The 12277-nt window shown below is 53.0% G+C and carries 13 protein-coding genes; 4 read left to right on the top strand and 9 right to left on the bottom strand.

Translation table 11 applies throughout. The features are described from left to right. Positions 1-9 precede the first annotated feature (9 nt). Together fdhD and HV314_RS24555 are read left to right on the top strand one after the other, a co-directional pair. The gene (gene fdhD / locus HV314_RS24560) at positions 10-846 is read left to right on the top strand and encodes a formate dehydrogenase accessory sulfurtransferase FdhD (RefSeq protein WP_049040549.1); all 837 of its coding nucleotides are present in this window, start codon (positions 10-12) and stop codon (positions 844-846) included. Between the two features lie 128 nt (positions 847-974). Further along, positions 975-1187: a DUF1471 domain-containing protein gene (locus tag HV314_RS24555; RefSeq protein ID WP_003825262.1), complete on the top strand. Its 213-nt coding sequence runs from the start codon at positions 975-977 to the stop codon at positions 1185-1187. A gap of 56 nt (positions 1188-1243) precedes the next feature. Here HV314_RS24555 and HV314_RS24550 read toward each other — a convergent pair whose 3' ends face one another. From HV314_RS24550 to HV314_RS24525, 6 genes are all read right to left on the bottom strand, one after another. Continuing rightward, positions 1244-2989, bottom strand: a complete 1746-nt coding sequence (locus HV314_RS24550; protein WP_181546933.1) for a putative frv operon regulatory protein — start codon at positions 2987-2989, stop codon at positions 1244-1246. Then, complete coding sequence (locus HV314_RS24545; protein WP_181546931.1) at positions 2989-4059, bottom strand: aminopeptidase; 1071 nt, start codon at positions 4057-4059, stop codon at positions 2989-2991. Before HV314_RS24545 ends, HV314_RS24550 begins: the two co-directional genes overlap by 1 nt. Further along, positions 4049-5494: a PTS fructose-like transporter subunit IIBC gene (locus HV314_RS24540; RefSeq protein WP_181546929.1), complete on the bottom strand. Its 1446-nt coding sequence runs from the start codon at positions 5492-5494 to the stop codon at positions 4049-4051. The genes HV314_RS24545 and HV314_RS24540 overlap by 11 nt, the downstream gene beginning before the upstream one ends. A gap of 10 nt (positions 5495-5504) precedes the next feature. After that, the gene (locus tag HV314_RS24535; protein ID WP_094761756.1) at positions 5505-5951 is read right to left on the bottom strand and encodes a PTS fructose transporter subunit IIA; all 447 of its coding nucleotides are present in this window, start codon (positions 5949-5951) and stop codon (positions 5505-5507) included. Positions 5952-6133: 182 nt separating this feature from the next. Then, on the bottom strand, positions 6134-6457 hold the full coding sequence (locus HV314_RS24530; RefSeq protein ID WP_016157884.1) for an AzlD domain-containing protein: 324 nt from the start codon (positions 6455-6457) through the stop codon (positions 6134-6136). Next, positions 6457-7116 carry an AzlC family ABC transporter permease gene (locus HV314_RS24525; protein ID WP_016155191.1) on the bottom strand — a complete coding sequence of 220 codons (660 nt, stop codon included), beginning with the start codon at positions 7114-7116 and terminating at the stop codon, positions 6457-6459. The genes HV314_RS24530 and HV314_RS24525 overlap by 1 nt, the downstream gene beginning before the upstream one ends. 101 nt (positions 7117-7217) lie before the next feature. Between HV314_RS24525 and HV314_RS24520 the strand changes: the two genes are divergently transcribed. Then, positions 7218-7766, top strand: coding sequence for a helix-turn-helix domain-containing protein (locus tag HV314_RS24520; protein WP_016155192.1), 549 nt, complete (start codon positions 7218-7220; stop codon positions 7764-7766). A gap of 336 nt (positions 7767-8102) precedes the next feature. Next, on the top strand, positions 8103-9500 hold the full coding sequence (locus HV314_RS24515) for a carbohydrate porin (protein WP_181546927.1): 1398 nt from the start codon (positions 8103-8105) through the stop codon (positions 9498-9500). Between the two features lie 291 nt (positions 9501-9791). Here HV314_RS24515 and rhaM read toward each other — a convergent pair whose 3' ends face one another. From rhaM to rhaD, 3 genes are all read right to left on the bottom strand, one after another. Continuing rightward, on the bottom strand, positions 9792-10106 hold the full coding sequence (gene rhaM / locus HV314_RS24510; RefSeq protein ID WP_049269664.1) for an L-rhamnose mutarotase: 315 nt from the start codon (positions 10104-10106) through the stop codon (positions 9792-9794). After that, complete coding sequence (fucO, locus tag HV314_RS24505; RefSeq protein WP_181546925.1) at positions 10103-11251, bottom strand: lactaldehyde reductase; 1149 nt, start codon at positions 11249-11251, stop codon at positions 10103-10105. The genes rhaM and fucO overlap by 4 nt, the downstream gene beginning before the upstream one ends. 126 nt (positions 11252-11377) lie before the next feature. Continuing rightward, positions 11378-12205, bottom strand: a complete 828-nt coding sequence (gene rhaD, locus HV314_RS24500; RefSeq protein ID WP_016155197.1) for a rhamnulose-1-phosphate aldolase — start codon at positions 12203-12205, stop codon at positions 11378-11380. Positions 12206-12277 lie beyond the last annotated feature (72 nt).

The following is a 12277-nucleotide window of genomic DNA, read 5'->3' as shown; positions in this document are numbered from 1 at the left end:
TAAAAGAAAGTGAATAAGATTATTCAAGAAAACATCAAGAATGTGACATCTCCGACAGGATCTCGTCAGTTGACCCTCTGGAAGCGCGAGGACTTGCAACATCCTCAGCCAGATGAGGTAGCTGAAGAAGTGCCTGTGGCACTGGTATACAACGGGATTTCACACGTGGTGATGATGGCATCACCGAAAGATCTTGAGCACTTCGCGATGGGTTTTTCACTTTCTGAAGGCATTATTGAGTCCTCGCAAGATATTTACGGGATGGACGTGGTGCCTTCCTGCAACGGATTAGAAGTGCAGGTTGAGCTGTCCAGTCGGCGCTTTATGGGGCTGAAAGAGCGTCGTCGCGCACTGGCCGGTCGGACTGGCTGCGGTGTTTGTGGCGTGGAACAACTTAATGATATTGGCAAACCGGTCCAGCCGCTGCCGTTTACCCAGACATTCAATCTGGCGCATCTCGATAACGCCTTAAGGCATCTCCCTGATTTCCAGCCTGTTGGGCAACTGACAGGCTGCACGCACGCGGCTGCCTGGGTACAGCCGTCAGGTCATCTGGCGGGCGGACATGAAGATGTTGGACGTCATGTTGCGCTGGATAAACTGCTGGGACGACGTGCGATCGAAGGGGAAACCTGGCAGCAGGGCGCGGTATTAGTCTCCAGCCGCGCCAGCTACGAGATGGTGCAGAAGTCGGCAATGTGCGGCGTGGAAATCCTGTTTGCTGTTTCTGCGGCGACAACGCTCGCTGTGGAAGTTGCCGAACGCTGTAACCTGACGCTGGTGGGTTTTTGCAAACCGGGCAGGGCGACGATTTATACACATCCCGAGCGTCTGATAACTGAGTAACCAGTATTCAATTAATTTGAATAAGAATGGCAAATCCTTCCGCTTTTAGTTGTGCGATGAGATGGCTATTATTTATCACATCAAGGCACGGTGCCTTAATCAAACAACTAAGTTAAAGGGTTTATATCATGAAAAGCATCAAAACTTTTGTCGCAGTTATCGCTCTGGCTACTTCTTTCGGTTCTTTCGCTGCTCAGACAGTTACCGCAACTGGTTCTACACTGGAAAGCGCTGAAGCAAAAATTGCCGCTCAGGCTGAACGTGCAGGTGCCAGCGATTATAAAATCACTCAGGCATACACCGGCAACCGCGTGCACATGACCGCTGAACTGCTGAAATAAGATACCTCAGTACTGTCGAAAGAGCGCCCTTGAGGCGCTTTTTTCATTTCCGGCATTCACTGCCTGAGCAATGCGATAAACGCGTTATAGTCTTTCAATCCCGCAATAGTTTCTGCCGGATGGCTGCTCAGCACGCTGGATAAATAACTGAAGATTTTTAGCTCATGCCGCGCCTCGGCGGCGGCACAGGCGATCAGGACATGGCTGACCGGTTCGTTATTCACCAGAATAGGGTGTGCGAGGGTAATAAAGAAACCACGAAAGCGGCGCTCCTGTTCGCTCCAGCAATGAGGAATCGCCAGGCGATTCACGATCAGGTTTTCACCTTCATGCTCCCGGGCGCAAATGCGCAGCGCTTCGTCCTCGGTGATATGGCTCTGTGCCACAAGCTGGCCGCAGATCCGGCCGATGATACTCTGCCAGCTTTCGGCCTTCATATTGGCGTAATGGAAGCTGCCCGGCTGTAAAAAGAAACGTTCGGGCTGCTGGCGGATAAAGGCCGTCGCGAGGAAGTGTTTAATCTGCTCGGTACCCGCAGAGGTGATGATATTCTTGATGGTTAAGGTATTTTTTATAGATTCATCAAGTAAATAGTGACTATTGTTGATGATTAACAGTGGGGTGATTTCTTCACTGATGGCGCTGACTTCACTCGTATTTCGCGCAATGATCACCCGACAATTCAGAACATCTCGCTCAATAGCCTGTTGGTTGATGGTGGCGATAGCATTCTGGTCGGATAACAAAATGACCGGCTGGCGCTCGTTTTGATGGCGTTCCAGTGCGCAGGCGAAGTAAAGCCCTATGAGGTCGCTATCGAACAATGGGATATCCAGTTTTTCACGCAACAGGGCAATAAAACGCAGACTCAAATCGAAGGCGGCAGGCCAGGTCGACTTCAGGTTGTGCATACTGCTCTGGCGATGTTCCGGTACCCAAACCGGGGCAGAGACGCATCTCAGCAGGTGGCCGGTAATATTATCAACCAGTTGGGTATCGATAACGTGCAACGCAGCGATGCCGGGAACGCTTTTTAACAACAAGGTCACCGCATCGGCAGAGATTGTCATTGCCTGCCGTTGTCTGATTTCCAGAAGGCCGATCAGTGTTCTGAAGGCGTTCTCGCCCAGGTAGACACCTCCTTGTTCCACCGCATTTTTCAGTGAAACATACCGACACTCCGGCCATGACCCGGAGAGCTGGTTACGCAGGGCATAGACGGCTAGCACCAGACTTGCCAGGTACTCTCCCGAGATGAGCGGGAATTCATTAAGTTTTTCACATGCTGCATTGAGCCTGTCGATGTTGTCTCGGGTAATACCCGGCAGTGGAATTAAGAGGGGATCTTTTTTAAGCAGATTCGCCAACAGGATAATGCGCTTTTCTTCCGGTTCATCAATGAAATGACCGACGCCCGGGCGGCTGGCAAGACAAAAGGCGCGCTCATAGCGCTGCTTCAACCGTGGGAGACGATCGGCCACCCAGGTTTCAGGTAAATTGAGCGCCGAAGCCAGCTGTACACGCGGTGTAAAGGTATTGAGCAGAAGAAAGGCCAGCAACCGGTCATCATTATCATGGCGTTGCAGAAGCTGAAAATAACCGCGTCTGTCGACAATTTCCAACTGATAGCCCGCACTGCCACCGGGCTGAATGCGGGCCTTACCGCTGAGGGTAAAATTGAGGTAGTCAATATCGCGCAGGATGGTTCTGCCTGAAACGCCAGTTTGCCGCGCCAGGTCGCCCAGCAAACACGGCTGCTGTTCAAGAAGATCCACCAATTTTAACTGGCGTTCCGAAAGCATTAACTCTCCCGGCGAAAGTCAGTAAACGCGCGGACCTTTTCGGTCGACAGCGAGGTGAGCAGTTCCCGCACCAGCGTAAACAGCGCGTCGTAATCCGATGCGGAAATCATGCCGCTGTTGGCGTGGAGATAGCGAGTCGGCAGGCATAGCGCCGCCACCGGACGACCGCCGCCCATAACGTTATAGCGTCCACCGTCCGTCGCCCCGGTTTTCATGGTGCAAAACTGCAATGACGCACCGCTGCTTTCTGCGCACGCTTTTAATGTGGCAACCAACTGCTGATTAGGGAAATAGCGCTTATCGAACAGCATCAACCCTGGGCCCTCGCCAAGCTTGAGTGGGTATTTAATGCTGTCGATTCCGGGCACATCGCCCGCAACCGCAGTATCCAGCACGATAACCACATCGGGCTTGATATGCTCCGCTGAGGTTTGCGCCCCGCGTAGACCCACTTCTTCTTCCACGCTGCCCACGCCGTACAGGGTAATTTCAGGGTTATCCACGGTTTGTAAAAGCTCGGCCATTAGGGCGCAGCCGACGCGATTATCCAGCGCTTTGCCGACGATCTTATCTTCGCCCCAGCGAGCGAAATTGGCTTCCGGGCTAACGAAATCACCGATCGCAATTCCGCGGTTTTCTACTTCTTCGCGGCTGTTGGCACCAATATCGATGAACATTTCGTCAAATGTCAGAGGTTGCTGTTTCTGCTTTTCCGTTAAGGCGTGTGGTGCTACGGAGCCGATTATGCCAGGGATTTTAACGCCCTTGCGGGTACGGATGGCGACCCGGTGGTTCAGCATCGACTGGCTCCACCAACCGCCAATGGTGGTGAAGCGCAAAAAGCCGCTTTCGTCGATATGCGTGACCATAAAGCCCACTTCATCCATGTGACCGACGATGGCAACCTTCGGCCCACGGTTGCCCTTGCGTGCGACAAAGCTGCCGAGGCCGTCAAAAGTGATTTCATCGACGCTGGAATCCAGCGCATTAATGAGAAGAGTGCGAACTTCGTGCTCATCACCGCTGACGGCGCTGGCTTCGCATAACTGCTGAAGTAACTCAATGTTCATGGGCAAGCTCCTGCTGCGCGGCTTTACGTTTCAGCCACAATCCTTTCAGGATGATAATTAACGAAATGTTCAGCGCCAGACCGATAGCCAGCACCAGGTAAAATGACCCCACCGGGGACATCAGGCCAATCAGCGGATCAAAGATACCTAAACCCGGCGCGAGACGTTTGATTCCAAAGGCGATGACCAGCATGCCGGTAATACCACCGGAGAGCGTATTGGCGGTAATCATCGGCAGCGGCGCGGCCAGCGCATAGGGGATGGCCGGTTCAGTGGCGACGGTGGCACCCACCACAATCGCACTGCTGGCGGCGGCCTTCTCCTGCTGGGTAAACAGTTTTGGCGCTAAATAGGTAGCGATACCTGCCGCGACGGGCGGCATCAGCGCCACCACGCCGACGATGGCGTACCAGTCATAGATATGTTTTTCCAGCAGTGAGAAGCAGAAGAACCAGGCTGTTTTATTGATTGGCCCGCCCATATCAAATGCCAGCATTGCGCCAACGAGGAAGGCTGCGCCCATTTTCATTGATGGCGGAATGGTGTTCAGGAAGTGCAGCAGCCCCCCCATGATATCGGACATCACCGGGCCGATGACGTAATAAGTCAGGACGCCAAACACCAGCAAAGTGACAAACGGGATCAGCATGGAGCCGAGCAGCGGCTGCAACGCTTTGCCGAGTTGAACCTTGCGAAACCAAAGCACAAAGTAGCCAATTGCCAGCCCGAGTACGACCGCGCCGAGAAACCCCGCGCCGGACTGGGTGCCGAGAAGACCTTTATCGTTCGCCAGGTAACACACCAGAAACGCCGGGGCAAAAGCGGGCTTATCGGCAATCGACCACGCGATGTATGCCCCCATAATGGGGATCATAAAGGTGAAACCCAGATAGCCGATGGATTCAACAATCCAGGTGAACGACGGCGCACCTTTCGACATATCGGCATAGGGCAAACCGAACTGCACCAGCATATTAGCGATGGCGACCAGAATACCGCCGCCAATAACAAACGGCAGCGCGGCGGAAACGCCAGCCATCAGGTGGCTCATCACGCTACCGTGCTGGACCTCCTGTTTTCCCAGCTTCACGCTGCTATCAGTGGCAAAAAGTTGTGAATGAGTCGGTAACTGCGTAAAAATCAGGTCGATATTTTTCAGCGCCTGGGAAATGGCTATTTCATAGACTTTTTTCCCGGCGAAACGCGCCCGGTCTTCACCGCTCAGGCCGCGACCTGTAGCCAGAATAACGTAATCGGCAGCGGCAATTTCTTCACTGGTCAGTCGGTTTTCGACGCCGCTTGAGCCCTGGGTTTCGACTTTAATCGTATGGCTGAGCGAGCGCGCTTTTTGCTCCAGCGCTTCTGCCACCATATAAGTGTGGGCGATACCCGCCGGACAGTTGGTAATCGCCACTAAACGCAAGGATGACTCCATAGCCGCTTCCTTATGAGGTTAAGGTCTGATTGAGCAGGGCGAGCACCTGGTTGGTGTCGCCTTGCTTCAGTTGGTTGATGAAATCTTGATGGATAATTTTGCGGCACAGGGTGCCGATAATTTTGACCTGATCGTCCTCGCCCGTTTGTGGCACGCCGAGGCAGATCCAGCAGTTAACGTCCTCGCCGTCGCTGGCTTTCCAGTCCACTTTTTCTGATTTGCGCGCGAACAAGACGAAGGGGCGTGTGATACAGGCGCTTTTACCGTGTGGGACGGCAATGCCCGAACCAAAGCCGGTGGAATGCAGCTTTTCGCGTATCAGCAGCGTTTGCAGGAAGGCGCTGCGGTCAGAGACGTAGCCATTTTGAAGCGCCATATTCGCCAGTTGCTTGAGGATGGCATAAACGCTATTCCCCTGAATATTCAGGTCAATGCAGTTAGCTGTAAGGGCTGTCATGGTGGGACTCCGTTAAAAACTGTTTGATTTGATTTTAACGGTGAGATGGTGAAGAGATGAGCAGCAATATGTCAGCGGGAAGTGACAATTTGAGGCAGAGTTAGCGCCTGGTTTTGTGGGGTAAAACACATAACGCTACAGGTGATTACCCTGATGAATATTTCGCCAGGGTAATTATATTCTTAGTGTATACCCACCATTCGTAACAGCGCGGTTACCACCGCAGCGGCAACGATCACCACGATCAGCGGCATCTTACGCCAGGCGAGAAATACCGCAAAAGCCACGCCGAGTACGCGCGCCATTCCGGCAAAGTGTTCGCCCTCGTAAAAGGTGGTCGCCAGCGCAACGGAGAACAGTAATACCGTTGCGGCGTCGGAAAGCAGCGCCTGCGAGCGTTCTGAGAACGCTAAACGGCTTCCAAGCTTAGCTCCCCCTAAACGCATTAAATACGTTCCCACAGATAACATGGCGATACCGACGATAAACAGCGTCATGTTGCCCATTATTTTTTCCTCGTCAGTAAGCCAAAGAGTGAGAGCAAAACCGGTAAACCGACCGGCGCAAAGGGAATGGCGGCAAGCGACAACGTGGCGCCGCTACAGGCACGAATCAGCGTAGTGCGGTTTTTGAATGCCGGGACGACGAGTGCCAGTAAAATTGCCGGGAAAACCGCATCCAGCCCGATGGTTTCCGGGGCAGGGAGCAGTTTGCCGACGCCTGCGCCGATCAGGGTGCCAACAGGCCAGAAAATTGCGACGCCCAGACCGCACAGCCAGTAGGCGGCTTTACGTTGCTCAGGCGTTTTTTGCGACAGGCCAAAGACTACGCTTTCGTCGTTCATAATATGACAGCCGAGGAAACTGGCAGCCCGGGTACCCACCAGATCGCGTACGGTGACGCCGAACGGCACGTGTCGGGCGTTAACCAGTAAACCGGCAGCCGCAGCCGCCAGTGGATTACCACCGCTGGCGATAATGCCGATAAACATAAACTCGGACGCGCCCGCCAGCACAGTAATAGAGAGTACAAACGGTACCCACAGCGGGAAGCCGTAGGCCATCGCCAGCGAGCCGTATGACATGCCGACTACACCGACGGCCAGACAGACTAAAAATATTGCTTTTATCGTGTCGCCTTTGAGACTGGAAAAATAATGTTTCATACCGTTTTAGCCATATCGAACGAGTTTCCATTATAATGAACGCGACCAATTGGCTTTACAAGTCGAACAATTCGTTCGATATAAAAAACATGGAGTCGTGAATGACCCAGCCCATCAGTATGATCGCGAAAAGTCTGGTGCGTGAACGTCAGCGCACCGGTTTGTCGCTGGCGGAGATTGCCCGTCGCGCGGGGATTGCAAAATCGACACTCTCGCAATTGGAAGCGGGCAATGGAAATCCTAGCCTGGAAACGCTCTGGTCGCTGTGTGTGGCGTTAGATATTCCCTTTGCGCGCCTGCTGGAACCGCAGGAGCAAAAAACGCAGGTGATTCGCCGCGGCGAAGGGACAAAAGTCGTGGCTGAGCAGGCCCACTATCAGGCCATTTTACTGGCCGCCTGCCCACCGGGTGCGCGGCGGGATATCTATCTGCTGCTGACGCAGCCGGGCGCGGATCGTATTTCACAACCGCATCCACCGGGATCGGTTGAACATATTATCGTAACGCAGGGTAAGGCGATGGTGGGATTGACGGAAGCGCCGGAGGAGTTAGGTGAGGGCGATTATATTTGTTACCCTGCCGATCAAGCGCATATCTTTAAAGCACTGGAGCCTGACACTCAGGCGATTCTGGTTTCTGAGCAGAGTTAATTGAACGCTTATTAAATAAAGGCGCGGCGATTGTCGTTCGCGCCTTTATTATTTTTAATTATATTTTATTGTTATTCATATAAAATTGTTTTTATTATTTTTCGTTAATTTCAGCACTATTGTTATATCCCTCACATTCTTAATTATATCTACGTTACACATAATAAAATCAGTATGATAATAAATATTAGCCTGCACTGGTGCCACGTTTTAATGTTCTGAATTTATTTCAGTCATCGGTATCGTATTACCTATAAAAATATTTTTTGGATTTGCATGTTGCGCGTCTTCCGGTCGGAAGACGTTGGACGATCTTTATTTCAAGGAAAGCAAATAATGAAGAAATCGACGTTAGCTTTAGCAATAAGTCTATTATTAGTGGCAAATAATGGCTTTGCTAAAACGCAAAAAATGACTCTGGAACAGCGGCTCGAACAGCTGGAGGCTCGGCTGGAAGCTGCGGAAAACCGCGCGGCAAAAGCGGAAAATCAGGTGCAGCAATTGCAGGTACAGCAGGCTGCGGAGATCCAGGAAATTAAAGTTGCTCAGGGGAATACGCCAGTCAACGGCACTACGCCCGCGCAAGAGACCAAAAAGAACGCCACCACCCCTAACCTGGTGCTCTCCGGCTATGGCGATCTGAAAATCTACGGCGACGTGGAATTCAACATGGATGCGGAAAGCAACAAAGGTGTGCTGGCGGCAACCAATTCGAATGTGGGCGACCCAACCAATGAACGCTGGGATCTGAACGGACGTATCCTGCTGGGCTTTGACGGTATGCGTAAGCTGGATAACGGCTATTTCGCCGGTTTTTCAGCGCAACCGCTGGCTGACATGACGGGTTCGGTCAATCTTGATGACGCCGCTTTCTTCTTCGGTCAGGAAAATGACTGGAAAGTAAAAGTCGGTCGTTTCGAAGCTTACGATATGTTCCCGCTGAATCAGGATACCTTTGTTGAGCATTCAGGGCATACCGCCAACGATTTGTATGATGACGGTAGCGGCTACATCTACATGATGAAAGAAGGTCGTGGCCGTTCTGATTCCGGCGGCAGCTTCCTGATGAGCAAACAGCTCGATAACTGGTATTTCGAGTTAAATACCCTGCTGGAAGATGGTACCTCGCTTTATCAGGATAGCCGCTATCATGGTCGTGAAATGTCGCAGGAGAAAAACGTGGCTTATCTGCGCCCGGTCGTCGCCTGGACACCGGTGGATGCGCTGACGATTTCTGCGGCCATGGAATCGAACGTTATCAATAACGCCTATGGATATACCGATGCTCAGGGCAACTTTGTCGATCAGTCCGATCGTACCGGTTACGGTATGACGATGACCTGGAACGGTCTGAAAGCCGATCCGGAAAATGGCCTGGTGTTTAACCTGAACACCGCTTATCTCGATGCGGATAACGAAAAAGATTTTACGGCGGCGGCCAACGCTCTGTGGAAGCGCTTTGAACTGGGCTATATCTATGCTCATAACAAGATCGACGAATTTAACGGTCTGATCGATCACGATGATAATGACTGGTTCTACAATGAGGGCACTTACGATATTCATACCATTCACGCGTCTTATTTAATTCCGAACGTGATGGATATGCAGAACTTTAATATTTATCTCGGCGCTTATTATTCGATGATTAACAGCGATAACAGCAATCCGGAGAATTATACCGACGACGACGACCGTTACGGCGCGCGTCTCCGCTTCAAATACTTCTTCTGATTTTCCGTTCTCAGGCGCCTGGATTCAGGCGCTTTTTTCTTATAGCCTGGTCATCAGGCTTTTATTTCCCCACCCAGTTATTTTTGATTTTGAACTTGTCGGCGCGGTTGTAGCTACACGAGTAGTTAAATGCCGTCCCATCTTCCAGTTTGGTGACGCCGGAGACTTTCAGCATTGGCAAGCCTGAGCAGGTGCCGGGTTGTGAGGAAAAGGCGTGGATGACAAAACAAACGCAATGCTGCTGACGGGAGAAAAAAGTTTCCTCCCCCGTCAGGGGAGGAAACAGAGAGGTTAAGGCAGATAAAACACTTCTTTTAGCTCAGCGCTGACCGGGCTGTTGTCCGGGTTTGCCGGCATTACATCACGCATATGCTTCCACCAACGCTGGCAAACATCGGTGCTGGCAACGGCGTTCCAGCGATCTTCTGACTCAATCTCGACGGTGGCGAACAGCAGGTTGCGTTCCTGATCGAGATAAATCGCGTAGTGATGGGCACCGTGCTCTTTCAGCACCGCTTCCAGTTCTGGCCAGATGGGATTGTGCCGACGTTGATACTCAACGTGCGCGTCGGCATTCACCTGCATCACAAAGGCCTTGCGGATCATAACGCCTCCAGATACAGCTCGCGGACCTCGTCGCGGCTGGCGGTGCGTGGGTTACACGGCGCGCACGGATCGGCCAACGCTTTATCCAGCCAGCCTTCAATATCCTCTTTCGTCACGCCAAGGGAACTAAAGCCAGCCGGAATACCTACACGCTTGCTCAGGGCACGAATCGCGGTGATGGCCTCCATGCTTGCCGCTTCGTCGCTCATCCCGCGGGTGTCCACTCCCATCGCCTGCGCCACTCGGGCAAAACGCGCCACGGCGTTCGGGCGGTTAAAGTTTTCGATGATCGGCAGCAGGATGGCGTTGCAGACGCCGTGCGGCAGATTATGGGTCGCGCCTGGCTGGTGTGCCAGCGCATGCACCAGACCCAGACCTGCGCTGTTGAATGCCATACCCGCCAGATACTGACCAAACGCCATTTGCTCACGGGCCTCGAGGTTATGACCATCGTCGACCGCTTTCGGTAGCCACAGTTTGATCAGGCGAATTGCTTCCAGGGCGTTGGCGTCGGTGAGCGGATGCGCGCCAACGGAAACATAGGCTTCCACCGCGTGAGTCAGGGCGTCCATGCCGGTTGCGGCGGTAACGGAGGCTGGGATTTCCAGCATCACGCTGGCGTCATCCACGGCGATATCCGGGATGATGTTCGGGTCGATGATCACCTCTTTGACCTTGCGGGCAGAGTCGATAATGACCGCGTTGCTGGTCATCTCTGCTGCTGTACCAGCAGTGGTATTGATGGCAACCAGCGGCACGCCTGCATTTTTCACTTTGCCCACGCCGGAGTAAGCGGTAGAAGGGCCAGGGTTGGCGGTCAGGATCTTCACCGCTTTGGCGGTATCGATCGGGCTGCCTCCGCCGAAGGCGATAATATAGTCACATTCTGCCCCCTGATATGCCGTAAAACCTTTCTGTACCAGCTCTTCTGTCGGATTCGGGAACACCTCATCAAACAGGTGGTAAGACATTTGATGTTCATCCAGTGCGGCAAACAGGCTATCCAGCAGGCCCAGCTTCACCAGCTGACCATCGGTGACGATCAGCGCTTTGCCCCATTGTTTATTCGCCACGAGATTCACCATATCGGCAATCGCGCCGGTGCCATGCAGGCTAATTTTTGGCAGTGCCAACATAAAGCTCATCACTATTCTCCTTAAAAAAAATCCCTGGTGCCCGATGGCATTACGCTTATCGGGCCGACGGTGAAACGTGCATCGTCATGTAGGCCGGATAAAGCGAAGCCGCATCCGGCGTTGAGTTGGCAGGTATCAGTACAGCTCTACGGCGCTGGCCAGCGGGGTCACGCCAAAGCGTTTAGCCAGTGCTACCAGCTCTTCACGTGTGATGGTCTGCTTCATACCGCCCATCGAATAGATTTTGACTAAAACTTCGGCGGATTTTTCTGCGGTATCTATCAAGCCAAATGCTTCGTCGAGGGAGGGACCGCTGCCGAACACGCCGTGGAACGGCCACAGTACCAGCGAGTGTTTCTGCATTTCCTCGGCGGTTGCCTGGCCGATTTCATCCGTACCCGGCACCATCCACGGCAGAATGCCGACGCCATCCGGGAACACCACCAGACACTCGGTGCTGCCTTCCCACAGTTTGCGGGTAATCAGCGGGGTGTTGTTTTCCAGCACGTAGGTCAGGGCGATCAGGTTGGTAGCATGGCAGTGCATGATCACGCGGTCTTTGCCGTTCGTCGCTTTAATACGCTCGCAATGGGAGAGGAAGTGAGCCGGCAACTCGGAGGTTGGCACCGCTTCGTGGGTCAGGCCCCAGAGGATGTGGTAGCCCGCGCCGTCGCTGTCTACTTTCACCACGCCCAAATTTGCCGCGGGATCGAGCTGAACGTTACGGAAAAATTTACCGGAACCGGTGACGATAAACGGCGTGTTAGCCAGCAAAGGCATTGGCTGACTTAGCGCGATATAGCGCGGTTTTTCGTGGAAATCGGCGCTAAATGGCGCAATATCAGCCTCATCCAGACGCAGCGTCAGATTGCCGCCGTTACGTTCGTCCCAGCCTTTCAGCCACGCGTCGGAAGTGGCTTTGATCATCCCCTGGACGAACCAGGAATTAGTCATGTTTTGCATATTCGGTGATCCTGTTGATTGCCCGATCGTTATCGGGTCTTACGTAAGCCGGATAAGTGAAGATCCATCCGG

This window comes from Citrobacter sp. RHBSTW-00887, assembly GCF_013728095.1.
Taxonomy (GTDB): Bacteria; Pseudomonadota; Gammaproteobacteria; order Enterobacterales; family Enterobacteriaceae; genus Citrobacter; species Citrobacter braakii.
This window is presented reverse-complemented; position numbering and strand designations above follow the sequence as displayed.

Coding starts and splice junctions, on each gene's coding strand:
- HV314_RS24515 (WP_181546927.1), top strand. CDS start 8,103: ATGAAGAAATCGACGTTAGCTTTAGCAATAAGTCTATTATTAGTGGCA.
- HV314_RS24530 (WP_016157884.1), bottom strand. CDS start 6,457: ATGGGCAACATGACGCTGTTTATCGTCGGTATCGCCATGTTATCTGTG.
- HV314_RS24535 (WP_094761756.1), bottom strand. CDS start 5,951: ATGACAGCCCTTACAGCTAACTGCATTGACCTGAATATTCAGGGGAAT.
- HV314_RS24550 (WP_181546933.1), bottom strand. CDS start 2,989: ATGCTTTCGGAACGCCAGTTAAAATTGGTGGATCTTCTTGAACAGCAG.
- HV314_RS24540 (WP_181546929.1), bottom strand. CDS start 5,494: ATGGAGTCATCCTTGCGTTTAGTGGCGATTACCAACTGTCCGGCGGGT.
- HV314_RS24525 (WP_016155191.1), bottom strand. CDS start 7,116: ATGAAACATTATTTTTCCAGTCTCAAAGGCGACACGATAAAAGCAATA.
- fucO (WP_181546925.1), bottom strand. CDS start 11,251: ATGAGCTTTATGTTGGCACTGCCAAAAATTAGCCTGCATGGCACCGGC.
- rhaD (WP_016155197.1), bottom strand. CDS start 12,205: ATGCAAAACATGACTAATTCCTGGTTCGTCCAGGGGATGATCAAAGCC.
- HV314_RS24545 (WP_181546931.1), bottom strand. CDS start 4,059: ATGAACATTGAGTTACTTCAGCAGTTATGCGAAGCCAGCGCCGTCAGC.
- HV314_RS24555 (WP_003825262.1), top strand. CDS start 975: ATGAAAAGCATCAAAACTTTTGTCGCAGTTATCGCTCTGGCTACTTCT.
- HV314_RS24520 (WP_016155192.1), top strand. CDS start 7,218: ATGACCCAGCCCATCAGTATGATCGCGAAAAGTCTGGTGCGTGAACGT.
- rhaM (WP_049269664.1), bottom strand. CDS start 10,106: ATGATCCGCAAGGCCTTTGTGATGCAGGTGAATGCCGACGCGCACGTT.